The organism is Actinocorallia sp. B10E7, from assembly GCF_039871655.1.
Taxonomy (GTDB): domain Bacteria; phylum Actinomycetota; class Actinomycetes; order Streptosporangiales; family Streptosporangiaceae; genus Actinocorallia.
The window spans coordinates 692,799-717,570 of sequence record NZ_JBDPLZ010000002.1; the positions used below are offsets into that span (position 1 = coordinate 692,799).

General features: G+C 69.9%; 25 protein-coding genes and 2 riboswitches. Of the genes, 17 read left to right on the forward strand and 8 right to left on the reverse strand.

Going from position 1 to position 24,772, the window contains the following annotated elements; genetic code table 11:
• Window positions 1–414 carry a cytochrome c oxidase subunit 4 gene (locus ABGB12_RS08320; protein ID WP_347675685.1) on the forward strand — a complete coding sequence of 138 codons (414 nt, stop codon included), beginning with the start codon at window positions 1–3 and terminating at the stop codon, window positions 412–414.
• A gap of 216 nt (window positions 415–630) precedes the next feature.
• Window positions 631–1,884: an Ig-like domain-containing protein gene (locus tag ABGB12_RS08325; protein ID WP_347675686.1), complete on the forward strand. Its 1,254-nt coding sequence runs from the start codon at window positions 631–633 to the stop codon at window positions 1,882–1,884.
• Here the strand turns inward: ABGB12_RS08325 and trpD are convergent.
• Both trpD and ABGB12_RS08335 read right to left on the reverse strand, forming a co-directional pair.
• Window positions 1,871–2,926, reverse strand: a complete 1,056-nt coding sequence (gene trpD, locus ABGB12_RS08330) for an anthranilate phosphoribosyltransferase (protein ID WP_347675687.1) — start codon at window positions 2,924–2,926, stop codon at window positions 1,871–1,873. The genes ABGB12_RS08325 and trpD overlap by 14 nt on opposite strands.
• A 23-nt stretch (window positions 2,927–2,949) precedes the next feature.
• Window positions 2,950–3,387, reverse strand: coding sequence for a hypothetical protein (locus ABGB12_RS08335; RefSeq protein ID WP_347675688.1), 438 nt, complete (start codon window positions 3,385–3,387; stop codon window positions 2,950–2,952).
• A gap of 236 nt (window positions 3,388–3,623) precedes the next feature.
• Between ABGB12_RS08335 and ABGB12_RS08340 the strand changes: the two genes are divergently transcribed.
• From ABGB12_RS08340 to ABGB12_RS08355, 4 genes are read left to right on the forward strand one after another with little or no spacing between them, the layout of a single operon-like run.
• Window positions 3,624–4,259 carry a heme-copper oxidase subunit III gene (locus ABGB12_RS08340; protein ID WP_347675689.1) on the forward strand — a complete coding sequence of 212 codons (636 nt, stop codon included), beginning with the start codon at window positions 3,624–3,626 and terminating at the stop codon, window positions 4,257–4,259.
• 12 nt (window positions 4,260–4,271) lie between these two features.
• Window positions 4,272–5,096 (forward strand): c-type cytochrome, encoded by an 825-nt coding sequence (locus tag ABGB12_RS08345; protein WP_347675690.1) that lies wholly within the window; start codon window positions 4,272–4,274, stop codon window positions 5,094–5,096.
• Entirely contained in the window at window positions 5,093–6,187 is a 1,095-nt protein-coding gene (locus ABGB12_RS08350; protein WP_347675691.1) for a Rieske 2Fe-2S domain-containing protein, read from the forward strand. The genes ABGB12_RS08345 and ABGB12_RS08350 overlap by 4 nt, the downstream gene beginning before the upstream one ends.
• 2 nt (window positions 6,188–6,189) lie before the next feature.
• Complete coding sequence (locus tag ABGB12_RS08355) at window positions 6,190–7,827, forward strand: ubiquinol-cytochrome c reductase cytochrome b subunit (protein ID WP_347675692.1); 1,638 nt, start codon at window positions 6,190–6,192, stop codon at window positions 7,825–7,827.
• 36 nt (window positions 7,828–7,863) lie between these two features.
• Here the strand turns inward: ABGB12_RS08355 and tnpA are convergent, their stop codons facing one another.
• The gene (gene tnpA, locus ABGB12_RS08360) at window positions 7,864–8,382 is read right to left on the reverse strand and encodes an IS200/IS605 family transposase (protein ID WP_347675693.1); all 519 of its coding nucleotides are present in this window, start codon (window positions 8,380–8,382) and stop codon (window positions 7,864–7,866) included.
• Between the two features lie 56 nt (window positions 8,383–8,438).
• On the opposite strand from tnpA, the gene ABGB12_RS08365 reads away from it, so the two are divergent.
• Window positions 8,439–9,650: an RNA-guided endonuclease TnpB family protein gene (locus tag ABGB12_RS08365; RefSeq protein ID WP_347675694.1), complete on the forward strand. Its 1,212-nt coding sequence runs from the start codon at window positions 8,439–8,441 to the stop codon at window positions 9,648–9,650.
• A 38-nt stretch (window positions 9,651–9,688) separates the two neighbouring features.
• Here the strand turns inward: ABGB12_RS08365 and ABGB12_RS08370 are convergent, their stop codons facing one another.
• The 3 genes from ABGB12_RS08370 to ABGB12_RS08380 are packed head-to-tail and all read right to left on the reverse strand — an operon-like array spanning window position 9,689 to window position 12,492.
• Window positions 9,689–9,973 carry an Lrp/AsnC ligand binding domain-containing protein gene (locus tag ABGB12_RS08370; protein WP_347675695.1) on the reverse strand — a complete coding sequence of 95 codons (285 nt, stop codon included), beginning with the start codon at window positions 9,971–9,973 and terminating at the stop codon, window positions 9,689–9,691.
• A 40-nt stretch (window positions 9,974–10,013) separates the two neighbouring features.
• A complete protein-coding gene (locus ABGB12_RS08375) occupies window positions 10,014–10,766 on the reverse strand; it encodes a rhomboid family intramembrane serine protease (RefSeq protein WP_347676114.1) in 753 nt (250 codons plus the stop codon).
• Window positions 10,753–12,492, reverse strand: a complete 1,740-nt coding sequence (locus ABGB12_RS08380) for a DEDD exonuclease domain-containing protein (RefSeq protein ID WP_347675696.1) — start codon at window positions 12,490–12,492, stop codon at window positions 10,753–10,755. The genes ABGB12_RS08375 and ABGB12_RS08380 overlap by 14 nt, the downstream gene beginning before the upstream one ends.
• A 100-nt stretch (window positions 12,493–12,592) precedes the next feature.
• Between ABGB12_RS08380 and ABGB12_RS08385 the strand changes: the two genes are divergently transcribed.
• The 6 genes from ABGB12_RS08385 (at window position 12,593) to ABGB12_RS08410 (ending at window position 19,736) form a co-directional block, all read left to right on the forward strand.
• Window positions 12,593–13,861, forward strand: a complete 1,269-nt coding sequence (locus ABGB12_RS08385) for an NYN domain-containing protein (protein ID WP_347675697.1) — start codon at window positions 12,593–12,595, stop codon at window positions 13,859–13,861.
• A gap of 165 nt (window positions 13,862–14,026) precedes the next feature.
• The gene (locus ABGB12_RS08390) at window positions 14,027–14,992 is read left to right on the forward strand and encodes an NlpC/P60 family protein (protein WP_347675698.1); all 966 of its coding nucleotides are present in this window, start codon (window positions 14,027–14,029) and stop codon (window positions 14,990–14,992) included.
• 389 nt (window positions 14,993–15,381) lie between these two features.
• A riboswitch (cyclic di-AMP (ydaO/yuaA leader) is annotated at window positions 15,382–15,581 on the forward strand.
• A gap of 197 nt (window positions 15,582–15,778) precedes the next feature.
• A complete protein-coding gene (locus tag ABGB12_RS08395; protein WP_347675699.1) occupies window positions 15,779–16,147 on the forward strand; it encodes a C40 family peptidase in 369 nt (122 codons plus the stop codon).
• 87 nt (window positions 16,148–16,234) lie between these two features.
• A riboswitch (cyclic di-AMP (ydaO/yuaA leader) is annotated at window positions 16,235–16,389 on the forward strand.
• A 9-nt stretch (window positions 16,390–16,398) separates the two neighbouring features.
• Complete coding sequence (locus tag ABGB12_RS08400) at window positions 16,399–17,199, forward strand: CHAP domain-containing protein (RefSeq protein WP_347675700.1); 801 nt, start codon at window positions 16,399–16,401, stop codon at window positions 17,197–17,199.
• 61 nt (window positions 17,200–17,260) lie between these two features.
• The gene (locus ABGB12_RS08405) at window positions 17,261–18,475 is read left to right on the forward strand and encodes a hypothetical protein (RefSeq protein WP_347675701.1); all 1,215 of its coding nucleotides are present in this window, start codon (window positions 17,261–17,263) and stop codon (window positions 18,473–18,475) included.
• A 112-nt stretch (window positions 18,476–18,587) separates the two neighbouring features.
• The gene (locus ABGB12_RS08410) at window positions 18,588–19,736 is read left to right on the forward strand and encodes a glycosyltransferase family 4 protein (protein WP_347675702.1); all 1,149 of its coding nucleotides are present in this window, start codon (window positions 18,588–18,590) and stop codon (window positions 19,734–19,736) included.
• Window positions 19,737–19,782: 46 nt separating this feature from the next.
• On the opposite strand, the gene ABGB12_RS08415 is transcribed toward ABGB12_RS08410, so the two are convergent.
• Together ABGB12_RS08415 and ABGB12_RS08420 are read right to left on the reverse strand one after the other, a co-directional pair.
• A complete protein-coding gene (locus tag ABGB12_RS08415) occupies window positions 19,783–19,944 on the reverse strand; it encodes a hypothetical protein (RefSeq protein WP_347675703.1) in 162 nt (53 codons plus the stop codon).
• A gap of 130 nt (window positions 19,945–20,074) precedes the next feature.
• Window positions 20,075–21,853 (reverse strand): AMP-dependent synthetase/ligase, encoded by a 1,779-nt coding sequence (locus ABGB12_RS08420; protein WP_347675704.1) that lies wholly within the window; start codon window positions 21,851–21,853, stop codon window positions 20,075–20,077.
• A gap of 208 nt (window positions 21,854–22,061) precedes the next feature.
• Here ABGB12_RS08420 and ABGB12_RS08425 point away from each other — a divergent pair, with 208 nt between their 5' ends.
• The 4 genes from ABGB12_RS08425 to ABGB12_RS08440 all read left to right on the forward strand — a co-directional run bounded on the left by ABGB12_RS08425 (window position 22,062) and on the right by ABGB12_RS08440 (window position 24,757).
• Window positions 22,062–22,835 (forward strand): metallophosphoesterase, encoded by a 774-nt coding sequence (locus ABGB12_RS08425; protein WP_347675705.1) that lies wholly within the window; start codon window positions 22,062–22,064, stop codon window positions 22,833–22,835.
• 33 nt (window positions 22,836–22,868) lie between these two features.
• Window positions 22,869–23,303 carry an SRPBCC family protein gene (locus ABGB12_RS08430; RefSeq protein WP_347675706.1) on the forward strand — a complete coding sequence of 145 codons (435 nt, stop codon included), beginning with the start codon at window positions 22,869–22,871 and terminating at the stop codon, window positions 23,301–23,303.
• Window positions 23,304–23,384: 81 nt separating this feature from the next.
• Window positions 23,385–23,762: a DUF5304 family protein gene (locus tag ABGB12_RS08435; protein ID WP_347675707.1), complete on the forward strand. Its 378-nt coding sequence runs from the start codon at window positions 23,385–23,387 to the stop codon at window positions 23,760–23,762.
• A 50-nt stretch (window positions 23,763–23,812) separates the two neighbouring features.
• Window positions 23,813–24,757 (forward strand): ROK family glucokinase, encoded by a 945-nt coding sequence (locus ABGB12_RS08440; RefSeq protein WP_347675708.1) that lies wholly within the window; start codon window positions 23,813–23,815, stop codon window positions 24,755–24,757.
• Window positions 24,758–24,772: the final 15 nt, after the last annotated feature.

A 24,772-nucleotide genomic window follows, 5' to 3' on the forward strand; every position in this document is an offset into this window, starting at 1 on the left:
ATGCGCATCCAGGCCTACATGTTCTACGGGTGCGGGATCTTCTTCCTGATCACCGACGTCGTCTACTGGCTCTTCTCCGGTGACTGGACGGGCACCACCGCCCTGGCGATGTCCGTCGGTCTCGCCTTCATGATCGGCTTCTACGCCCACTTCACCGTCAACCGGCTGGAGAAGCTCAAGGGCGGCGAGCTGCCCGAGGACGACAAGACCGGCGAGATCGCCGACCTGGCCGGCAAGGTGGGCGAGTTCAGCCCGCACAGCTGGTGGCCGCTGTTCGTGGGCCTCTCGGCCGCGGGCCTCTGCCTGGGCCTGGTGTTCGGCTGGTGGCTGGTGCTGCTGTCCGCCGCCTGCCTCGTCATGTCCGTGATCGGACTGGTCTTCGAGTACTACCGGGGCCAGTACGTCGAGGCGTAAAGAGATATCGACCGAAGGCCGGTGTGCTCCCGAGCGGGAGCGCACCGGCCTTCGGCATAATCGCATTCCGTTATGAGATGCTCACCCGGTGAGGTTTCCCTCACCGGTGCGCGCGGGTAGCCAAGAGCACAGAAGTGGTGTTCGTCCGCTTCTCTGTGATCTTCGGGGGCGTTCGGGGTCTTCGGGGCCCGGAACGGGATGACAACGGGAGGTTCGGTGCCGGTCTACCGCACCGTGTCGAGGGCGGGAGCCGCGGGACTGCTCCTGGCCCCGCTGCTGGCCAGCTGCTCGCAGGACAAGCCGCTCCCCCCTCGGGCCGGAGTCGTGATCTCACCGGCGGGCGTCGCGGTGAAGCCCGACACCCCCATCGTGGTGAGGGCCGACGAGGGAACGCTCCAGGACGTCACCGTCAGGGACCAGAAGGGCACGGCGGTCGAGGGCGTCATGGCCGACGACGGCAGCACCTGGACCTCCCGGTTCCCGCTGGTCCCCGGCAGCAGGTACCGGGTGAGGGCGGCGGCGCTCGGCACCGACGGGCAGATCCAGACGGGCGGCGGGAGTTTCACCACCACCCGCCCCAAGCAGACCGTGGAGAGCACGGTCCTGTTCCCCTCCCCCCGCGAGGTCGTCGGGGTGGGGATGGCGGTCAAGATCGGGTTCGACCGCGCCGTCACCAACAAGGAGGGGGTGGAGCGGGCGCTGGAGGTGCGCAGCTCCAAGCCGGTCGAGGGTGCCTGGCGCTGGTTCGACGACCAGAACGTCATCTTCCGTCCCAAGGAGTACTGGCCCGCCTACACCAGGGTCAGGGTCGTCGGTCATCTGACCGGAGTGCCCTTGGCGGGGAAGCACTACGGCGCCAGGGACGTCGACCTGGAGTTCAACGTCGGCGAGCGCATCGAGAGCATCGGCGATGCCCGCAAGCACCGGGTCGTGGTCAAGCGCAACGGCAGGACGGTGCGGACGATGCCCGCGAGCATGGGCAAGGGCGGGGTCCGCAAGTACACCACCACCAACGGGATCCACCTGACCATGGAGAAGGAGTACATGACCGTCATGACCTCTCCCGGCATCGGGCCCGGCCAGCCGGGCTACTACCGGCAGAACGTCAACTGGACGGTCCGGATCTCCAACAGCGGCGAGTACCTGCACAGCGCGCCCTGGTCGGTGGGCTCCCAGGGGCGCGCCAACGTCAGCCACGGCTGCATCAACCTCTCGCCGGCGAACGGCAAGTGGTTCCACAACATCAGCCACCGGGGCGACCCCGTGGTGATCACCGGCACGGACCGGGAGCTCGAGCCGGAGAACGGCTGGGGCTACTGGCAGCTGGGCTGGAAGGAGTGGCTGAAGGGCAGTAGGGCCCAGGGCTTCACCACCGGGCCGCTGAAGGACTCCACGGCCACGGCGGGCACCCGGGCCCCGGTCGGCTCCTCGGACGTCACAGAGAGCCGTCAGGAGCTCAGGAGTCCCTGAGCCGCTGCGAGACCGTCACCCAGCGTTCCAGCAGTGAGCGGGCGGCACCGGAGTCGATGGTCTCGCCGGCCTGCTCGTAGGCGGCCTTGAGCGCGGGAAGGAGCCGGTCGGCGCCGGGGGCTCCCTCGGCGGCGACCAGGGCCGCCGCCGCGTTCAGCTGGACCATGTCCCGGACGGGGCCGCTCTCGCCCGCCAGGACCCGGTGCACGACCCCGGCGTTGAACTCCGCGTCCGCGCCGCGCAGGTCCTCCAGCGTGGATCTGGGGATGCCCAGCTCCGCCGGGTCGAAGAGCGTCTCCTCCACCCGCCCTTCCCGCACGCACCACACCGTCGACGGGCCGGTGGTGCTCAGCTCGTCCAGGCCGTCCTCGCCGCGGAAGACCAGGGCCGAGCAGCCGCGCTCGGCGAAGACCCCGGCGACGACCGGGGCCATGCGCTGGTGGAAGACGCCGACGGCCATGGCGCGGGGCCGGGCCGGGTTGGTCAGCGGGCCGAGGAAGTTGAAGAAGGTGGGGGTGCCCAGCTCCTTGCGCACCCCGCCGGCGTAGCGCATCGCCGGGTGGTAGAGCGGGGCGAAGAGGAAGCCGATCCCGGCCTCCTGGATCACCTGCGAGGTCTTCTCCGGCGGCAGGTCGATCACCACGCCCAGCGCCTCCAGCACGTCCGCGGTGCCGCAGGCGGAGGAGGCGGCCCGGTTGCCGTGCTTGGCGATGCGGACCCCGGCCCCGGCGGCCACGATGGCGGCCATCGTGGAGAAGTTGACCGTGTGGTGGCGGTCGCCCCCGGTGCCCACCAGGTCGACGACGCCGTCGGAGGGGAGCTCCAAGGGGGTGGCGCTGGCCAGCATGCCCTCGGCGATGCCGGCGATCTCGGTGACCGTCTCGCCCTTGGCCCGCAGCGCGATCGCGAAGCCCGCCATCTGGGCGTCGGTGGCGGCGCCCGCCATGATCTGGCTCATCGCCCACTCGGCCTCGGCGGAGGACAGCGTCTGCCCGTCGAGCAGGGCGTTGAGCAGGGAGGGCCAGGTCGTACGGGCAGCCACGTGAGGCCTCTTTCGCGTCAGGGTCAGAGAACCGGCAGTCGGTCGTTGAGTCGGGTGCGCAGCAGACCCGCCGCGGTCTGGGCTGCGGCCATCGGGTCCAGCGGCTGGGTGAGCACGGCCTCGGCCCGCGACCAGGTGGCCAGCCAGCCGTCGTCGCGCCGGGCGATCAGCACCAGCATCGGCGGGCAGTCGTAGACCTCGTCCTTGGCCTGGCGGCACACGCCGAGCCCGCCCGCGGGCTGGGCCTCGGCGTCCAGGACGACCAGGTCGAAGCCGCCCTCGTCCAGCAGCCTGACCACCGCGGGCTGGGTGGCGCACTCGACGTACTCCAGCGGGGGCAGATCCATGGCGGGCCGGCGGCCGATGGCCAACCGGAGCTGCTCGCGGACGCCGGCGTCGTCGCTGTAGACGAGGACCTTCACCGGGGGGGCCGGGTTTTCGGCGGACTGGGTGGCGCTCATGCCCGAGAGGGTACCGCTTCCGCCTGGCCGGACAAAGGGTGGCCGCCCGGAGGCCGCGTGGTGCGAAGGCGGGGCCCGTGCGAACGGAGAGTAGTAGATCGTGACGAATGCGATACATTCCGCCAAGGAGGCCTACGTGGTGAAACGTAGGGGTAGGTGGCGAAGTTCCAATCGTGACCCAAGGATCGGTCTCTAACAGGGGGTCCGGTGCAGGGTGGCGGCCGGGTGACGTAATAATGCTGCCCGTGGCAACAGCATCCGCGATTAAGACAACACCGCTTGGCGAGCGGGAGAATCGTCCCAACCTCGTCAACGTGGGGACGATCGTCTGGTTGTCGTCTGAGCTCATGTTCTTCGCGGCGTTGTTCGCGATGTACTTCACCATCCGGTCGGTGACCAAGGGCGCCGGCGGGGAATGGCCCCAGGCCGAGTTGAACTTGCCGTTCGCGCTGCTCAACACGGTGGTCCTCGTCATCTCTTCGGTGACGTGCCAGATGGGCGTCTTCGCCGTCGAGAAGCGCGGTCTGCCCGACGACGTGCGTCGTCGGAAGATGCGCTTCTGGTTCGCGATCTCCTTCGTCCTGGGTCTCTACTTCGTGATCGGCCAGCTCATCGAGTACCGAGAGCTGATCCACGAGGGCATGACCCTCTCCGCGCACGCCTACGGCTCGGTCTTCTACCTGACCACCGGCTTTCACGGCATGCACGTGACCGGAGGTCTGGTGGCGTTCCTGCTGGTTCTGGGACGCACGTACGCCGCGAAGCGCTGGACACATGAGCAGGCGACGAGCGCGATCGTCGTTTCGTACTACTGGCACTTCGTGGACGTGGTCTGGATCGGCCTGTTCGCGACCATCTACCTGATCAGATAACGGGGACCATCCGTGACTAGGTTCACTGCATGGCGCCGACGCTCCTGGGCGGGCTACGCCGTCATGCTCGCCGCCCTTGTGGCGATCGGCGTCATCTACGCCGGGTTGTCGCCCGCGACCGACAAGGCCGAGGCCACCGGTACCCAGGCCCAGGCGCAGGACCTGGCCAAGGGCCGGGAGCTGTACAACCAGAACTGCGCCAGCTGCCACGGCCTCAACGCCGAGGGCACCAAGGACGCCAAGGGCCAGAAGGCACCGAGCCTGATCGGCGTCGGCGCGGCCGCGGTCGACTTCCAGATCACCACCGGCCGCATGCCGGCGATGACCATGGCGGCCCAGGTCCCGCGCAAGAAGGTCGTGGCTCCGTTCGACGACCACAAGAACGTCGAGGCCGTCTCCGCCTACATCCAGTCCCTGGGTGGAGGACCGGGCGTTCCCGAAGTTCCTGAGGGCGGCGACGTGGCGCTGGGCGGGAAGCTCTTCCGCACCAACTGCGCGCAGTGCCACAACTTCACCGGCCAGGGCGGCGCCCTGACCGGCGGCAAGTACGCGCCTGACCTCCACCAGACCACGCCGGTCCAGATCTACGAGGCGATGCTCACCGGTCCGCAGGCGATGCCGGTCTTCAACGACACGACGCTGACCCCGCAGGACAAGGCCGCGATCATCGCGTTCATCGAGACCGTCCGCGCCGAGCCCAACCCGGGCGGCAACGGCCTCGGCCGGATGGGCCCGGTCTCCGAGGGTCTCGCCGCCTGGCTGGTGGGCATCGGCCTGCTCGTCCTCTGCGCGATGTGGATCACCGCCAAGAAGCCGAAGAAGCTGAAGAAGTCATGAGTGACGAAACCAACGAGACCGCACCCGCCGGGCCCGAGCGTGTCATCGGCACGCCGGCCCCGGTGAAGTCCGGCACGCTGCTGGCGTCCGGCGGAAGTGACGGCGAGGACTACAAGCCGGGCACCGAGCTCGACGAGGCCAAGGCCAAGAGGACCGAGCGGGTCGTCGCTCTGTTCTTCCTGATCGCCTTCGCCGCGAGCGTCGGCTTCATGGTCTACTTCGTGGGATGGAGCGGCCGCGACGGCGGCATGCACGGCATCGAGCGGGCCAGGGAGAGCAACCTCTGGCTCGGCGGCCTGATGACGCTCTCGTTCCTGGCGATAGGCATCGGCGTCACGATCTGGATGCGCAAGCTGATGACCAGCGCGCCGATCGAGCAGGCGCGCTACGACCTGGCCACGGACGAGGAGACCCGCTCCTCCCTCGCCCAGGACCTCAAGCAGGGCGCGCTCGACAGCGGTCTGACCAAGCGTCCGCTGCTGCGCCGCACCCTGCTGCTGGCCGCGGCCCCGCTGGGCCTGGCTCCGCTGTTCCTGCTGCGCGACCTCGGTCCGCTGCCGGAGAAGCGGCTGCGCATGACCTACTGGGGCAAGGCCGTGGCCGAGGCCAAGAAGGCCGGCAAGAAGGGCGTCCGGGTCGTCCTCGACGCGGGCCCCGACGGCGCCCCGATCAAGGCGGCCGACTTCAACACGCCCGGCGGCATGATCACCGTGCTGCCCGAGGGCATCCACCACGAAGACGGCGCCCTGACCCAGATCGCCAAGGCGTCGACCATCCTGATCAACATCGAGCCTGACAAGATCAAGCCGATCAAGGGCCAGGAGAACTGGACCGTCAACGGGATCATCGCGTACTCCAAGATCTGCACGCACGTCGGCTGCCCCGCGGCCCTGTACGAGCAGACCACGCACCACATCCTGTGCCCGTGCCACCAGTCGACCTTCGACGCCACCGACGGCGCCAAGGTCGTCTTCGGGCCGGCGGCCCGGCCGCTGCCTCAGCTGCCGCTCGCCGTCGACGACGAGGGGTACCTGATCGCCACGGGAGACTTCCCCGAGCCCATCGGCCCGAGCTACTGGGAGCGTGGCTGATCATGGCTGACACATCCCTGCCCAAGGCGGTCTCCGGGCCGCTGAACCACATCGACGACAGGCTGGGTTCGAGTAACTTCCTCAAGCGGAACGTCAAGAAGGTCTTCCCGGACCACTGGTCGTTCCTGCTCGGCGAGATCGCGCTCTACTCGTTCATCATCCTGCTGCTGACCGGCACCTTCCTCACACTCTGGTTCAAGCCGAGCATGCTCGAGGTGCACTACGACGGCTCCTACGAGCCGCTCAAGACGGTGCTGATGTCCGAGGCGTACGCCTCGACCCTGCACATCAGCTTCGACGTCCGCGGCGGTCTGCTCATGCGGCAGATCCACCACTGGGCGGCCCTGCTGTTCATGGCGTCCCTGATGGCGCACATGCTGCGGGTGTTCTTCACCGGCGCCTACCGCAAGCCGCGCGAGTTCAACTGGTTCATCGGCCTGGGCCTGTTCACGCTGGGCATGCTCGAGGGCCTGTTCGGCTACTCGCTGCCGGACGACCTGCTGTCGGGCACCGGTCTGCGCATCACCCAGGGTGTGCTCGAGGCGATTCCGCTGGTGGGCACCTACGGGTACATGTTCCTGTTCGGCGGGGAATTCCCCGGCGAGGACATCATCCCCAGGATGTTCACCCTGCACATCCTGCTGGTCCCCGGCATCATCCTGGCGCTGATCACCGCGCACATGATGATCATGTGGCACCAGAAGCACACCCAGATGCCGGGCACCGGCGGCACCGAGCAGAAGGTGACGGGCTACCCGTTCTACCCGGTCTTCCTGGGCAAGAGCGGCGCCTACTTCCTGTTCACCTTCGCGGTGCTGGCGCTGATGGGCACCTTCGCGCAGATCAACCCGGTCTGGCTGTTCGGCCCGTACGACCCGTCGGCGATCTCCGCCGCCTCCCAACCCGACTTCTACATGGGTCTGCTGGAAGGTTCGCTGCGGCTCATGCCGCCGTGGGAGATCGTGCTCTTCGGGCACACGCTCAGCCTGAGCGTGCTGATCCCGGCGCTGGTGCCGCTGGGCCTGGTGTTCACGGGCGCGGCGATCTGGCCCTGGCTGGAGCGCTGGATCACCGGCGACCACCGGTACCACCACGTCAACGACCGCCCGCGCAACGCGCCGACCCGCACCAGCGCCGGCATGGCGATGATCACGTTCTACGGCCTGCTCTGGCTGGCCGGCGCGAACGACGTCATCTCCGAGAGGTTCCACGTGTCGCTGTACGCCACGACGTGGTTCTTCCGGTTCGCCATCTTCATCGGCCCGGTCCTGGCGTTCATCATCACCAAGCGGATCTGCCTGGGCCTCCAGCGCAGCGACGCCGCGACGATGGCGCACGGCTACGAGGCCGGCATCATCACGATGAGCCCCGAGGGCAAGTTCGAGGAGGTGCACCGGGTCCCCTCCGCCGCGGAGATCGCCAAGATCACCTCCAAGGAGGAGCCGCGCCCGCCGCTGCCCGCGGTGGACGCCAACGGGGTGCCGGCCAAGGGTTCCAAGGGCCCGATCGGCCACCTGCGGACCCGGCTGAACATGTGGTGGAACTCCGACTCGATCCCGATCGAGGGCGACGGCCACCCGCACGAGCACCACGAGAAGGAGCTCGTCGAGGACGAGAGCCGCAAGGAGCTCACCCGCTGAGGCGAGGTTGCCACACGACCGCCGAGAGGGAGCCCGTCACCGGAAGGTGGCGGGCTCCCTCTCGTTCGTCCGGGGTGCGGCGGCGTCGGCTACCGAGGTGCGGGCCAGTGCTCCGGCCTTCAGGCCGGGGGTGAAGGCCCGGGTGGGAGGGCCGCCGGATCCGAGCGTGCTCTCACCGGGTCTGTGCTGCTGCTCGATGTACTGGCGCAGGGCGCTGAGTGGTGCGCCGCCGACCGACCCGGCGAGGCAGGAGCCCGGCCACGGTTTGTTCGCCCGCCGGTAGCGGCGGGCCGGGTCGGGGAGTTCGGTGCGCATCCTGGGGGAGGAGACGCCCTTGAGGGAGTTCGCCAGCCGGGACAGGGCGATCTTGGGCGGGAGGTTTACCGGCAGGTGCACGTGGTCGTTTTCGCCGTTGAACTCCGCCGGGTCGGTCTCGAAGTCCGCGCGCACCTCTCGAATGATCTCCTCCAGCCGCTCCGGATGCCGACCGGTGAAGACCGGGTGCCGGTACTCGGCGGCGGGGATCCCGGGGCGTGGAGCGCGGAAATACGGCACCCACCAGCCTCCATGCCTCAGCGTAGCCGATCGCAAACAGATGGTAAGGTCTGGGTGTGCAGCTCCGTTACAACTTCCGGCTCTACCCGACTCCGGGTCAGCGGCAAGCGCTGGCCAGGGCGTTCGGGTGCGCGCGGGTGGTGTTCAACGACGGGCTGCGCGCCCGGCGGGATGCGCACGCGGCCGGGCGGCCGTACCTCTCGGATGTGGAGTTGTCCAGGCTGGTCATCACCGCGGCCAAGCACACCGAGGAGCGGGCGTGGCTGGGCGAGGTCTCCGCCGTCGTCCTCCAGCAGGCCTTGGCCGACCTGAACGCCGCCTACCGGAACTTCTTCGCCTCCCTCACTGGCAGGCGCAAGGGCCCGAAGGTCGCCCCGCCGAGGTACCGGTCCCGCAAGGATGCCCGGCAGGCGGTGCGGTTCACCAGGAACGCCCGGTTCGCGCTCACGGCGGGCGGGAGGCTGCGCCTGCCGAAGGTCGGGGACGTCGAGGTCCGCTGGTCGCGGGACCTGCCCTCGGAGCCTTCATCGGTCACCGTCGTCAAGGACGCGGCGGATCGGTACTACGCCTCGTTCGTCGTCCAGACCTGCGATGAGCTGCTGCCGCCGGTGGAGGCGGAGGTGGGGATCGATCTGGGGCTGGCGTCGTTCGCGGTCTGCTCGGACGGGACCGTGATCGACAACCCGCGCGTGCTGCGCCGTGCTGAGCGGCGGTTGAAGAAGGCGCAGCAGGCCCTCTCCCGCAAAGCCAAGGGCTCGGCGAACCGGGCCAAGGCCCGTGCCCGCGTCGCGAAACTCCACGCGAGGGTGGCCGACACCCGCCGGGACTTCGCGCACCAGCTCTCCACACGCATCATCCGCGACAACCAAGCGGTATACGTGGAAGACCTGTGCGTCACCGGCCTGGCCCGCACCCGGCTGGCCAAGTCCGTGCACGACGCGGGCTGGTCGGCGTTCGTGAACATGCTGGAGTACAAGGCCGCCCGCCACGGGCGTTACTTCGCGAAGATCGGCAGGTTCGAGCCCACCAGCCAGGTGTGCTCGGCGTGCGGGGCCAAGGACGGGCCCAAGCCCCTGCACGTGAGGGAATGGACCTGCGCCGCCTGCGACACCGTCCACGACCGGGACGTCAACGCCGCGAGAAACATCCTGGCCGCCGGACGGGCGGACAGACCAAACGCCTGTGGAGCGCAGGTAAGACCGGGAGCAGTCCCGGCACCGCGCGGCGAAGCAGGAACCCACTCCAAGCTCACACCCGCACGGGTGTAGCAGGGGAGAATCCCCTGCCCTTCAAGGCGGGGAGGACGTCAATCCTCGGGCAGGCCCAGGGAGAACATCGACTCCAGGTCGTGCTGGGAGTAGGTGCGGAAGGCGATGTGGGTGTCGGTGTGCACCACACCGGGGACCTTGCTGATCCGTCCCGGGATGACCTCGGCCAGCTCGTCATGGTGCCGCACCCGCACCATGGCCAGGAGGTCGTGGTCGCCGGTGATGGAGTAGACCTCGCTGACGCCCTCCAGTTTCACGATCGCCTCGGCGACCTCGTTGATCTGGTCCACCTCGGTCTGGATGAGCACGATCGCGGTTATCAAGGCGATTCTCCTTCTATGGCGACTTCGCGGTCTTTCGAGCCTAACGGCGGCCGGGCAGGGCGGCCGCGCGCCGGGCCGCCCTGGGGGAGCGGGCCAGCAGCCCCAGGAGGGCGCCCGCGACGAAGCCGTAGATGTGCGCCACGTAGGCGACGCCGTCGGCCTCGCCGAGGCTGAACCACTGCAGGACGAAGAACTGGCCGAGCAGCACCCAGGCGGGCAGCCGGAACGGGATGATCCCGGAGACCAGGGCGATGGTGCGCGAGCGCGGGTACATGACCAGGTGGGAGCCCAGCACGCCCGCGACGGCGCCGGAGGCGCCGATGAGGGGCACCGTGGAGTCGGGGTAGGTGACGGCGAAGCCGTAGGCGGCCACCAGCCCGCAGCCCAGGTAGAAGAGCAGGAAGCGCAGCCTGCCCAGCCTGTCCTCGGTGGCCTGCCCGAAGACGAACAGGTAGATCATGTTGCCGAGCAGGTGCAGCCAGCCGCTGTGCAGGAACATGGAGGTGAAGGCGGACAGCAGGGGGTTCTTGCCCGCCACCTCCGTTTCCTCCAGCCCGCAGGTGACGACCACGACGCCCGGCAGCGGGACCGGCTCGTTGTCGGTCAGCTCCTGCGGGACGGCGCCGTACTCCCGGATGAAGACCGCCTGGTCGCAGATCTGCTCGCGCTGGCTGCCGTAGGAGTTCCCGAAGGTCGCCATCGGGGTCATCAGGAAGATCAGGAAGTTGAACGCGATGAGCGCGTAGGTGACGAGCGGGGCCCGCCGGGTGGGCTGGTTGTCATACAGGGGCATCGCCACGACGGCCAGCGTAGGGCTTCGGCTCCTGATAAGCACCTTCTATCCACGCCCTCAGCCGCTCCGCGCCGCCCGCCGGGCAGCTCCACACGCCGTCCACCAGGACCAGCCGCGCGCCGGGGGAGTCCAGCCAGCGCAGCAGGCACTCCATCTCCTCGCAGGAGGCGGTGTAGCGGCGGCCGGGCTCGGGCAGGACGGTCTGCGCGGTGGCCGTGCAGGCCTCCACGTAGGGCCCGTAGACGGTGGCGTGCGGCGGAATGACGCTGGTGGCCGCGAGCCTGCCGTGCCGCACGACCGCCAGCTCCCAGCCGCCGTCGAAGCCGGGACGGGCGGCCACCAGCTCGGGGAGGTCCGCCAGGGCCGCCAGCCGCTGGAACCGCCCGGAGGCCCGCAGGAAGGCGGCGAGCCGGTCGCGCTGGACGGCGGCCTCCTCGTAGCGCAGTTCGGCGGCGAGGCGCTCGATCCTGTCCTGCACCGCGGCGACGACGGGGTGGACGTCCCGGGCCATCATCTCCCGGACCGAGTCGACGTGCCGGGCGTACTCCTCGTCGCTCTCGCGGCCCTCGCAGGGGGCGCCGCACCGGCCCAGTTCGGCCAGGGCGCAGGAGTAGGCCTTGCCCTCGGCGATCCGGCGCGGCGTGAGAGGCTGGGCGCACTGGCGCAGCCTGGTGGCCTCCCGCAGGGCCTCACGCGCCTCCTCGGCGACCCGTCCCGAGGAGAAGGGCCCGATGTAGGCGCAGCCGTCGTCGCGGCACTCGCGGACGACGGAGAGCCGGGGGAAGGCCTCGTCGGTGAGCTTGAGCCACAGGGCGCGTTCGGGGAACTTGGAGCGGCGGTTGTAGCGCGGTTTGTGCTCGGCGATGAGCCGCAGCTCGCGGATCTCGGCCTCCAGCCCGGTGGCGCAGGGAATGGTGCGCACCCGTTCGGCGATGCCGACCATCTCGCGGATGCGCTTGCGGGTCTCCCCGGCGGTGAAGTACGAGCGCACCCGGCTGCGGAGGTCGCCGCTCTTGCCGATGTAGAGGATGTCGCCCCGGTGGTCCTCGAAGAAGTACACGCCGGGCCCCGACGGCACGTCGTCGGCCAGGTGGCGTTTGGCCTGCTGCTGCGGGGAGGGGGCGCGGGCGAAGCTCCTGGCCTCCTCCAGGGAGGTGACGCCGAAGGCGCCGAGCCGCTCGAACAGCCCGTGCAGCACGTCCACGGTGGCGCGGGCGTCGGCCAGCGCCCGGTGGTTGGGCTTGGTGGGGGTGCCGAAGAACCGGGCGAGGGTCTCCAGTCTGCGGTTGGGCACCTCCTCGCGGGTGAGGACGCGCCGCGCGAGGTCGACGGTGTCGAGCACGGGGAAGGCGGGCCAGGGGTGGCCCAGCCGGGCGCAGGCGGCCTTGAGGAAGCCGATGTCGAAGGGCGCGTTGTGCGCCACCAGAACGCAGCCGCGGGCGAACTCCAGGAAGGTGGGGACGACCTCGGCCACCGCGGGGGCGCCCACCAGCATCTGCTGGGTGATCCCGGTGAGGACGGTGATGTGGGGCGGGACCGGCAGCCCGCAGTCGACCAGGGTGGCCAGCTCGCCGACGATCTCGCCGCCGCGGACCTTGACCGCCCCGATCTCGGTGATCCCCGAGTCCGCGGGCGACCCGCCGGTGGTCTCCAGGTCGACCACGACGAAGGTCGCCTCGCTGAGCGGGGTGCCGAGATCGTCGAGGCTGCCTTGAACGGAACGCATGCTCGGCACCGTAGGCGCTCCGTGTGACAAAATCTGTACACACGGAAGGAGCAGGACGATCACCTCGGACGAAAGCCTCAAGCAACCGCTTCCCGAAGCGGTGCGCCAGTACGTGGTCGAGGTGGCCGCGGAGGTGCTCGGCAAGCTCGCGGCCGAGGAGATCCCGGTGCCCCTGCGGCGGGTGGCGAAGTTCCGCCCGCAGAGCCGGGCCAGGCAGGGCGCGGTGCCGATCGCCGCCCAGCTGGAGCGCGACGCCGACTTCCGGGCCAGGGTGACGGCGCCGTTGCGCGAGGGCCAGCCGGAGCTGGTGGCGGCCCTGGAGGCGGGGGAGCCGCCCGCCGCCGCGGATCCGGTGCGGCTGGCTGCGCTGGCCTACCTGCTGCGCCCCGAGGGCTGGGCGTCCTACGTGGAGACGGCGCGGGCCGAGCTGGAGCGTTCGCTGAAGGCGGCCCACGAGGCCGAGGCCGCCAGGACGGTCGCCGAGCTGAGGGAGCAGCTGGCCGAGGCCAGGGCGACCCGGGGCGGGGAGCTGGACAAGCTGCGCGGCGAGCTCAAGGACGCCAGGGGCGAGATCGCCGACCTGCGGCGCAAGCTCCATGAGGAGCGGCGGCGGACCAGGGAGGCCTCCGAGCGGCTGGCGGAGCTGGAGCGGGGCAGGGGAGCCGAGCGGGAGGAGCACCTGGCCGCCCTGGGCGGTCTGGAGAAGGAGCTCAGGACGCTGCGGGCCAAGCTGGTGTCGGCGGAGACGGCGTTGGAGGCCGGCCGCAAGGCCGCGCGCGAGGGCCGCAGCCTGGCCGACGTGCGGCTGCGGCTGCTGCTCGACACGCTGGTGGACGCCGCGCAGGGGGTGCGCAGGGAGCTGAACCTGCCCTCGGTGATCTCCAAGCCCGCCGATCACGTGAGCGGCGCCGAGGCGGCCCCGGCGGTCCCGGCGGGGCGCTCCCTGTCGGAGCAGGACGCCCAGCAGTTCAACGAGCTGCTCACGGTTCCGCAGGTTCATCTCATCGTCGACGGCTACAACGTCACCAAGACCGGCTACGGCGAGCTTCCGCTGGCCGACCAGCGCAGCAGGCTGGTGAACGGGCTGGGCGGCCTCTACTCCCAGACCCAGGCGGAGATCACGGTGGTGTTCGACGGCGCCTCGCTGGACGGCCCGGTGGCGGTGCAGGCTCCGCGGGGGGTGCGGGTGCTCTTCAGCCGGCCGGGGCAGATCGCGGACGAGCTGATCGCCGAGCTGGTGCGGGCCGAGCCGCCGGGCCGGCCCTTCGTGGTGGTCTCCTCCGACCAGGAGGTGGCCGCCTCGGCACGGCGCGCGGGGGGCAGGACGGCCACCGCGACGCTGCTGCTCAAGCGGCTCGGACGCTTCTGAGCGGTAGGCCCGTGCAGTGAGGGCCATGAAGGTTCTGAGAAAAGCGTGATTTATAGAGGTTTCGGTTGAGGAAGACCCCTCCCATCACTAAGGTCAACGGCTGACAAAGAACTTTCAGAAGGGCGTCCCCCAGCCGTGGCCAGTGCTCGTCCGAAGATCCGCCGCATGGCCGCAGTCTGCCTGGTCCTCACCGCTTCCTGGAGTGTTCCCGGAGCCGTCCAGGCGCTGCCCGCCGAGCCGTCGCCGGCCGCCGCGCGCAAGAAGCTCGAGAAGCTCGACGAGCAGGTCGAGCAGCTGGTGGACAAGTTCAACAAGGTCAACGGCGAGCTCAAGATCGCCAAGCGGAAGCTGGAGTCGGCCAAGAAGTCGGCGGACCGCGAGACCACCGCCTACGACAACGCCCGGCGGAACGTGGTGCAGATGGCGGCCGACGCCTACAAGACCGGTGACATCAGCGACATCTCGACGCTGATCTCCTCCGGCAACCCGCAGGACGTGCTGGACCAGGTGTCGATGTTCTCGCACGTCTCCCAGAACCGGGGCGACAAGATCAAGGAATTCCTCTACGCGGCCCAGCGCATGGAGCGGGAGAAGGGCCACGCCCAGGAGGCCTACGACAAGGTCAACGCCAAGGCCAAGGACCTCAGGCAGCAGAAGGCCGTCGTGGAGAAGGCCATCGCCAAGCAGCGCGCCCTGGTGCAGCGGCTGGGCGGAGAGGACCCCCCCGCCACGGCGGGCCCGCAGGGCGGCGACTACACCGGACCGGCCACCGGCTCGGCCAAGATCGCTCTGGAGTACGCCTACAAGCAGCTCGGCAAGCCCTACGTCTACGGCGGCGAGGGGCCGAACGGCTTCGACTGCTCGGGCCTGACCATGCGCGCCTGGGGCGCGGCGGGCGTCTCCCTGCCTCACAACGCGGCCGCGCAGTACTCGGTGACCGCCTCCAAGCGGGTCTCCTACGCGAACCTTCAGCCGGGCGACCTGGTCTTCTTCAGTGGGCTCGGTCACATGGGCATGTACGTCGGCGGCGGCAAGATGATCCACGCTCCCCGAACCGGCCGGAACATCGAGATCGTCAGCATCTCTGATGGCTACTACCGCGGTCGTTTCGTGGGCGCGGGCCGTCCCTGAGGCCCCCCGAAACCCCGGTGTAACACCGGGTTAACCCGGGTCAGAACCCTGTCATCACGGGTGAGACCTGTGTCACCCGCTGGGTAAAGCCCGCTTCACCTGGGCTTTTCCTACTTTGCGGGGCATTTGCCTTTCCTGGTTTCTTTGATACCTTCGTGGAAGCGCGACGTTATCCGAACGTTGCCAACCGGTGGCGTCCCCCAGGCGCCAACCTGTGATCTGAGCCGACCAGCTGATCCGAGAGCCGGTGTCGTGGCAGACACCCGAGCCGCGCAGTGAAGCGTAGGACAGTGCGTCTTGAGTCGGCGTCACAAGTCCATCCGTGTCCTTCCGTCGAACACCGGGGCCATCAGGGGTCCCGTCCGGGGCCTCATCGCGCCCCCTCGTCCGTGAAGGCAACGTCGAGTCCGCGTCATCACGCGGAGCCGGGGACCCAATCCGAGCGCACCCCACACCACCCCTAAAGGGTGTGAGCCATGCGCACGGCGGGGTGAATCGGCCGGCTGTGTGAATCCCTGTAGCCGTCCGTAGGGCGAACCTTCCTGCCCGAACCCGTCAGCTAACCCGGTAGACGTCAGGAAGAAGGAGATTCCCCTGTCTCGCAATCTTGGCATCCGCCTGTCCTCTGTTCGTCGTACGCAGCTGGCCACCGGCCTGCTCGCGGCCACCGCGGTCATGACTCCCGTGGTGGCGGCGCCGGCTCCCGCGGAAGCGGCGGTCAGCGCGGCGACCGTGCAGAAGACGAAAAAAGTCAAGAAGAAGAAATCGTGGTCCGAGCGCCGGCAGGTGGCTCAGGAAGCTCTGAAGTGGGCGAAGAAGAAGAAAGGCAGCCCGTACGTGTACGGCGCGGCCGGTCCCAGCTCCTTCGACTGCTCCGGGCTTGCGGGCTACGTCTACCGCAAGGCGGGCGTGAAGCTGCCACGCACCACCGGAGCCATCTACAGAGGTGTCGGCACCAAGGTCAAGTGGAAGGACCTCGCCCCTGGCGACCTGGTCTTCTTCTACGGCGGCCGGAGCCACATGGGCATCGTCTCCAAGGTGGCGGGCGAGAAGGTCTACATGATCCACGCGCCGCGCACCGGTGACCACGTCCGACAGGTACTTCTCGACAGGTACCGCAAGCAGACCTTCAACGGGGCCGTCCGGCCCTACTAGGCAGTCCACGGTGGCGGAGGACCCTCCGCTCCGCCACCAGCAGGAACATCCGACAAAGTCAGACGCGGGATTGGTCCCCTCCGGGGGACCGTCCTCCCGCCGAGTCCGCTGCACAGCGGAGCCGGGGAACCAACCGCCGGTCGCACAGACCGGCACGGGGTGAATCGACGGCCAGCCGTCGTAGGGCTATTCCAGGCCCGAATCCGTCAGCTAACCCGGTAGGCGGCATGGAACCAGGAGTTGAGTACCACATGACCGGTCGTCACCACCGCAAGAACCTCTCCCTGACCGCCAAGATCGCGGGCGGCCTGCTCGCCGGAAGCACCCTCGCCAGCACCTTCGCCGTCGCGGCGAACGCCAACACCCTCCCCGAGGCGACCGGCTCCGGTTCCGGCAAGGGCAACGTGAACGCCGCCTCCCTGCACACCGGCCTGGTGCTGGACGGTCTGACCACCGCCGAGACCGACTTCGTCGCCGACCGGGAGCAGCAGCAGCGCCCCGAGACCCGTGACGAGTCCGCCGAGAAGACCGAGAAGACCGACGCGGACGAGAAGAAGGTCGGCAAGGGCGCCTCCGCCGACGACTTCATCAGCAAGGCCAAGACCCAGCTGGGCATCCGCGAGGACGGCTCCGGCAAGACCAAGTTCCAGGAGTGGTACGCCAAGACCGAGCGCGCGGCCGAGACCGTCGAGCGCGACGGCGGCAGCCGCAACTCCTACCTGAAGGCCGCCTGGTGCAACATGTTCGTCTCCTGGGTCGCCGAGGAGACCGGCACCGAGGACACCGTCGGCCAGGACGCCTGGACCATCGCGCACGCCAAGTGGTTCAAGAAGGAGGGGCGCTGGGGCACCACCCCGAAGAAGGGCGCCATCGTCTTCTTCAACTGGCAGGGCGAGAAGAACCTGGACAGCATCGTCCACGTCGGCATCGTCGCCGACGTCAAGGGCGGCACCGTCAAGACCATCGAGGGCAACACCTCCAACGCGGTCCTGGAGCGCGACCGCAAGCCCTCCCAGATCGTGGGCTACGGCTACCCCGAGTTCACCCGCTGATCACCCGGCTCCTGAGGGCCCCGGTATGCCGGTTTCCGGTGCGGTCGTAGGATCGCACCCCATGGAAGCCGACGTACCGGGGCCCTCCGCTTTCCCCGGCCCCTCGGAGCGCGCCGTCTGCGGCCGCAGGGGGTTCCTGCTGGCCGGGCTGCTCGGGCTCGCGGGCTGCCGGCAGAGCTCTAGGGACGGTTCCGCGCCCGCCACGGCCACCGTCGGCCGCGCGGAGGCGGAGGCACTGCTCGAAGCCCGTTCCCGCGCGGTGCTGGAGCACGACGCGGAACGTTTCCTCGCCACGGTCCACCCGGACGAGCCCGGCTTCCGCGCTCGGCAGGAGGAGCTGTTCACCGCGCTGGCCCGGCTGCCGTTCGACGGCTGGCGGGAGAGCGTCGAGAAGATCGAGGGTTCACTGGCCACGCTGAGGCTGGCCTACCGCTACCGCGGCTTCGACACCTCGGATGTGGTGCACACCACCTACCTGGAGCTGGGACGGGCGGGCGGGCGCACGCTGATCACGGGTGACGGAGGGGACCTGCGGGACGCCCCGGAGATCTGGGCGGACCCCGACGTCGAAGCCGTCCGGGGCAGGTCCGGGCTGGCCGTGGGCACCGGTCCGCTGAAGCAGGTCGCCGACCAGCTCGACCGTTCCGTTCCGGCGGTCTCCGCCGTGGTCGGCACCGGCTGGGCCCGCCGCGCCGTGGCGCTCGTGCCCGGTGACGCCGACCGCGCCGAGGAGCTGGCGGGCGGCCAGCCGCTCGACGGCATCGTCGCGGTCGCCACCGCCACCCGCAACGCCGACGGGAGCCCGGGGCAGGCCCGGATCCTCGTCTCCCCGGAGAGCTGGCCGAAGCTCAGCCCGGTGGGCCGCCGGGTGGTGCTGACCCACGAGCTGACCCATGTGGCGATGGAGAGCGCCGGGGACGACCGCACCCCCCTGTGGCTGGTGGAGGGGTTCGCCGACCACGTCGCCTACCTGGACACGGGCACTCCTGTCGTCTCGGCGGCCCGCGAGCTCGCGGCCGAGGTGAGGAGGGGTGAGCTGCCCGCGCGGCTGCCGTCCCGCGAGGACTTCGCGACCGGCTCCCCCCGGCTGAGTCAGGCCTACCAGGAGGCCTGGCTGGCCTGCCGGATGATCGCGGAGGAGTACGGTGAGGACCGGCTGCTGAGGCTCTACCGGGAAGCGGGGGCCGGATCGGAGCGGGACGCCCTGCGCGAGGTCCTGGGCACCGCGGACCTGACCGGGGCCTGGCGGGAGTACTTGCGCAGGGAACTGGGATGATCCCTGAAATCATCTGAAACTACGCCGTTAACCGGCACAATCCATGATGGGCCGAAGAAAGGAAGCGGCGTTCCTCCCCGCCGGGTCAGGAGCCGCCACGCCGCGACGTGCGATGAAGACCCTGATCCTGACCAACGACTTCCCGCCGCGAGCCGGGGGGATCCAGCAGTTCGTGCACAATCTCGCGCTGCGCCGTCCGCAGGGCTCGGTGGTGGTGTACGCGCCGGCGTGGAAGGGCGCCGCGGCCTTCGACGCGGAGCAGCCGTTCGAGGTGGTGCGGCATCCCACCTCGCTGATGCTGCCCGAGCCGTCCGTGCTGCGGCGGGCCAAGCAGATCGTCGACTCCCACGGGTGCGACTCGGTACTGTTCGGGGCGTCGGCGCCGCTCGGGCTGCTGGCGCCCGCGCTGCGCGGGCACGGAGTGGAGCGCGCCGTGGGCATCACCCACGGGCACGAGGCGGCCTGGGCGCAGCTTCCCGTGGCGCGCCGGCTGCTGCGCCGCATCGGCGACGGCCTCGACGTGCTCACCTACCTGGGGGAGTACACCCGGTCCCGGATGGCGGCGGTGTTGTCGCCCGACGCGGCGGCGCGGATGGCGAGGCTGGCGCCGGGCGTGGACGAGACGCTCTTCCACGCCGGGGCCGGAGGGGCGGAGATCCGGAGCCGGCACGGGCTGGAGGACCGTCCCGTGGCGGTGTGCGTCTCCCGGCTGGTGCCGCGCAAGGGGCAGGACACCTTGATCCGCGCCTGGCCGCAGGTGCTCCGGGAAGTGCCGGAGGCCGCGTTGCTGCTGGTCGGCGGCGGGCCCTACCGCAAGGAGCTGGAGGGCCTGGCGGACGCGATGGGCGTCGGCTCCTCGGTGGTGTTCACCGGTTCGGTGCCGTGGGAGGAACTGCCCGCGCATTATGACGCGGGCGACGTGTTCGCGATGCCCTGCCGGACGCGACGGCGCGGCCTGGACGTCGAGGGGCTGGGGATCGTCTACCTGGAGGCCTCGGCCACCGGGCTGCCGGTGGTGGCGGGGGATTCGGGCGGTGCGCCCGACGCGGTCCTGGACGGGGAGACCGGGGTCGTGGTGCCCGGAAGGTCGGTGGAGTCCGTCGCGGCCCGGGTCGCCGAACTGCTGGCCGATCCGGGCACGGCCCGCGAGATGGGAGCGAAGGGGCGTTCCTGGGTGGAGCGGGAGTGGACCTGGGTGCGGCAGGCGGCCCGGCTGGACGCCCTGCTGCAGGGGCGCGAAGGGGAGAGCGCCGGAGGCTGAGCGTGTGCTCGGCCTCCGGCGCTCTCCGCCGGGTCCGGTTCCCGGGTCAGCGGCCCTGTCCGCGGCGCAGGGGAAGCGCCTTCTTGACCGCCTCGTGCCGCCCGGTCTTGACCGTGGGCTGCGGCTGGCGCTTGATCTTGCTCTTCGCCGAACGGCGCTTCTCGGCCTGTGCGCCCTCTTCGATCTTGTTGCGTGATAGCCGGGCCATCGCGGTACCAGCCTCCTCTTCCGGGACTCTGGGCTTGGGAACCTGGGTTCCAGTGCCCTCAGTCTCCCCGGCGGCGAACCAGGACGTAACCGCCAAAAGGTAGATCGTGCGTAGTACCGGGCCGCGGCGATCAGCCGTAGATCTCCTCGATCTGCGCCGAGAAGTCCCGCACCACCAGATGGCGCTTCACCTTCAGCGACGGGGTGAGGTAGTCGTTCTCCACGGTGAAGTCGCCTGGCAGGATGCGGAACTCGCGGATCTGCTCGGCCCGCGAGACCGACAGGTTGGCGTCGGCGACCGCCTTGCCGACCTCCTCCTTGACCTTCGGGTGCTCGCGCAACTCGGCGAACGGCACGTCCCCCAGCCCGTGGACCTCCTGCCACGGGCCCGCGGCCTCGGCGTCCAGGGTGATCAGCGCCGCGATGAACTTGCGCCCGTCGCCGACCACCAGGCACTGGCTGACCAGCGGGTGGGCCCTGACCCGGTCCTCCAGCGGGGCCGGCGCGACGTTCTTGCCGCCCGCGGTGACCAGGATCTCCTTCTTGCGGCCGGTGATGGACAGGAAGCCGTCCTCGTCCAGGGAGCCCAGGTCGCCGGTGTGGAACCAGCCGTCCTCCAGCGCCTCCTTGGAGGCCGCCTCGTTGTTCCAGTAGCCGCGCAGCACGCCGACGCCCTTGACGAGGATCTCGCCGTCGTCGGCGATGCGCACCGAGGTGCCCGGAATCGGCCGTCCGACCGTGCCGATCTTCAGGTGGCGCGGGGTGTTCACCGCGGCGGGGGCGGTGGTCTCGGTCAGCCCGTAGCCCTCCAGGATGGTGATGCCCACCCCGCGGAAGAAGTGGCCGAGCCGGTCGCCCAGGGCGGCGCCGCCGGAGACCGCGTGGGTGACGTTGCCGCCCACCGCCTCGCGCAGCTTGCCGTAGACCAGCTTGTCGAAGACCGCGTGCTTGACCTTCAGCCCCAGGGACGGGCCGCCGGCCTGGTCGAGGGCCCTGCTGTAGGCGATCGCGGTGTCGGTCGCCTTGGCGAAGATCCCGCCCTTGCCTCCGGCGATCGCCTTCTGCTCGGCGCCGTTGTAGACCTTCTCGAAGACGCGGGGCACGGCCAGCAGGAAGGTCGGCTTGAACGAGCCGAGGTCGTCCAGCAGGTTCTTGATGTCGGGGCTGTGGCCCAGCACCACGCCGGCCTCGATGACCAGCACCTGGATCAGCCGCGCGAAGACGTGGGCCAGCGGCAGGAACAGCAGCGTGGAGCCGCCGGTGGCGCGCAGGACCTCGTCCAGCTCGCCGACCTCGGCGTTGCGGCACAGCTCGGTGAAGTTGGCGTGGGTCAGCTCGCAGCCCTTGGGCCGCCCGGTGGTGCCGGAGGTGTAGATCAGCGTGGCGAGGTCGCCTCCGTGCCGGGACGTGCGGCGCTCCTCCACCTGCTCGTCGGTGATCTGCTCGCCCGCGGCGGCCAGCTCGGCCAGGCCGCCCTCGTCGATCACCCAGGTCCGCTCGGCCCCGGCCTCGCGGGCGGAGGCCTCGTGGGCGGTGGTCTCGGTGAAGATCCCGGTGGCGCCGGAGTCGGACAGGATCCAGGAGATCTGCTCGACCGAGGAGGTCTCGTAGATCGGGACGGTCACGGCCCCCGCGGTCCAGATCGCGTAGTCGACGACCGTCCACTCGTAGCGGGTGCGGCACAGCAGCCCCAGGCGGTCGCCGGGCTGGACGCCCAGCGCGATCAGGCCCTTGGCCAGCCGTACCACATCGTCCCTGAAGGCGCCGATGGAGACGGACTCCCAGCCGGACGCGGACGGGCGCCGGAAGGCGATCTGGCCGGGGTTGCGCGCGGCGCGTTCGAAGACCGTGTCGGTCGTCGTCACGGAGTCGGGCACTTCCACCAGGGCGGGAACGGTGAACTCGCGCACTGACTTGGTCCTTCACATGAAACGGGCGGGGGCTGGTCGACGGTACCGCGATTTTGCTACTGGTGGGTAGGGGGGTGGTGGGCCCCTCCTCAACAGGCAAAACCTCTTCCAAGATATCTCTGTAAGGGACAGAATGCGGTTCTCCCGACGCGGAGGGCCGCACGAAAGGGCCCCTTCCCCGACAGGGACGCGCAGTTATGTTGGAAGCATGCGGATCCATGTGGTGAGTGACGTCCACGGAAGGGCGGACGCGCTCGCCCGGGCCGGGGACGGTGCGGACGCGCTGATCTGCCTGGGCGACCTGATCCTCTTCATCGACTACGAGGACCACGGGCAGGGTCTTTTCGCCGAGCTCTTCGGCCCGGAGGCGGCAGGCCACTACGTGCGGCTGCGGGCCGGTCGGCACTACGAGGAGTCCAGGCGCTTCTCCAAGGAGATGTGGGCCACCCTGGACGGCGACGCCTGGCCGCACATCGAGGCGGCCGTCCGCCGCCAGTACGCCGAGCTGTTCGCCGCGATGCCCGTCCCGTCCTATCTGACCTACGGCAACGTCGACGTGCCCGCGCTGTGGCCCGAGTACGCCCGCGACGGGCAGACCGTGCTGGACGGCCAGACCGTCGAGATCGGCGGGCTGAGCTTCGGCTTCGTCGGGGGAGGGCTGCGCACGAAGTACCGCACCCCCTATGAGATCGACGACGTCGAGTACGCGGCGAAGGTCGAGGCCGTCGGGCAGGTGGACGTCCTGTGCTGCCACATCCCTCCCGCGGTGCCCGAACTGCTCTACGACACCGTCGCGCGCCGGTTCGAGCGCGGGAGCGAGGCGTTCCTGCGGGCGATCGAGAAGACCCAGCCGCGTTACGCGCTGTTCGGGCACGTCCACCAGCCGCTGGTCCGCAGGATGCGCATCGGCCGCACCGAATGCGTGAACGTGGGGCACTTCCGCGCCACGGGCGCGCCCTATGTCCTGCGCCTGGAAGACTGATCTTTGGCTGTAGGACCACACGAAGGGGACGCGATGGCCGACCGTACCAGCTCCAGAATCATCATCCAGGCGGACAAGAAGGCGATCATGGGGGTCATCGCCGATTACCCGTCCTATCCCGACTGGGCGGACGGGATCAAGTCCGCCGAGGTGCTGAGCGAGCACCCCGACGGGCGTCCCGAACTGGTGCGGATGACGCTGTCGTCCGGGCCGATCAGCGACACCTACACCGTGCGCTGCCAGTGGTCGGGGGACGACGAGCTGCGCTGGGACCTGTCCGAGGCGGGCGCGGTGGTGAACGGTATGAACGGCAGCTACACGCTGGCCGAGGGCGCCGCGGGCACGGAGGTCGTCTACGAGCTGGCCGTGGACGTCAAGATCCCGATGATCGGCATGTTCAAACGCAAGGCGGAGAAGATAATCATTGACTCCGCGTTGAAGGGGTTGAAACGCCAGGTCGAGAAGTGACCGGTGGACCAGACCGATACCTGCCGGTAACCGCGCGAGCACGATACGGTTACCGGCCGACCATGAGGTGAGTGGAAACGAATGACCGATCAGCCTGGCCATGTGCTCGACGAGGCGTTCAAGCTCTTCGAGGCGGTCCGCCGGCGGATGGCCGACGACCGCGGACCGGGGGACGTGTGGAGCGAGGCGGTCCGGGAGGACCGGCCCGCCGGCGTCTGCCCCCACGGATGCCCGGTCTGCCGGACGGTGGAGGCCGCGAAGGCGTCCGGTCCCGACGTCCTGGGCCATGTGGTCGACGCAGGCCAGTCCCTGTTCGCCGCCTTCCAGGACGTCCTCGCCGGGTATGAACGCTCCCGCGAGGCACGCTCCGGCGGGTGGGACGGGACGGGACGGGCGGACCGGGAGCCTCGAGGAGGAGGCTCCGGGACCGGCGGGGAAGACCCGCTGGACATCGGCTGACCGTACGACCCGGGTGAGAGGACCGCCCGGCTGGAACAGGAGGCGCGGCAATGTCGCTGACCATTGGTGTGGATGTGGGGGGTACCAAGGTCGCCGCCGGGGTGGTCGACGAACAGGGGCGGATCCTGGAGAAGCTGCGCAGGCCCACGCCCTCCTTTGACCCGGAGGAGACCGCGGGGGTCATCGCCGGGATGGTCGAGCTGCTCAAGGGCAAGCACGAGGACGTGATCGCGGTCGGCCTCGGCGCGGCGGGCTTCGTCGACGAGAGCCGCTCGGTCGTGCTGTTCGCCCCCAATCTCGCCTGGCGGGACGAACCGGTCAAGGACAAGGTCGAGCACCGTGTGGGCCTGCCCGTGGTGGTGGAGAACGACGCGAACGCGATGGCCTGGGGCGAGGCGCGGTTCGGCGCGGGACGCGGCGAGCCGTACCTGGTGTGCGTCACTCTGGGCACCGGGATCGGCGGGGGCATCATCGTCGACGGCAAGCTGTACCGGGGCCGTTACGGGCTGGGCGCGGAGTTCGGGCACATGCGGGTGGTCCCCGACGGGCGGCGCTGCGGCTGCGGCAACCGGGGCTGCTGGGAGCAGTACGCCTCGGGCAACGCGCTCGCGCACGAGGCCCGCGACCTGGCCCGGGTGGACCCGGTCCGCGCGGCCCGCATGATCGAGCTCAGCGGCGGTTCGCCCGAGGTGATCACCGGTCTCGCGGTGTCCCAGGCCGCGCGCGAGGGGGATCCGGCGGCGCTGGAGTGCTTCCAGACGGTGGCCGAGTGGACCGGCCAGGGCATGGCCGATCTGGCCGCCACCCTGGATCCGGGCGCGTTCATCATCGGCGGCGGCCTGTCGGCGGTGGCCGACCTGCTGATGGAGCCGATCAGGAAGGCGTTCGCCGACAGGGTCACCGGCCACGGGTACCGCAGGCTCGCCGACGTGCGCGTCGCCGAGCTCGGCCCGGACGCCGGCATCGTCGGCGCGGCGGACCTGGCCCGGCAGTGAGGCGGCGGGTACCGC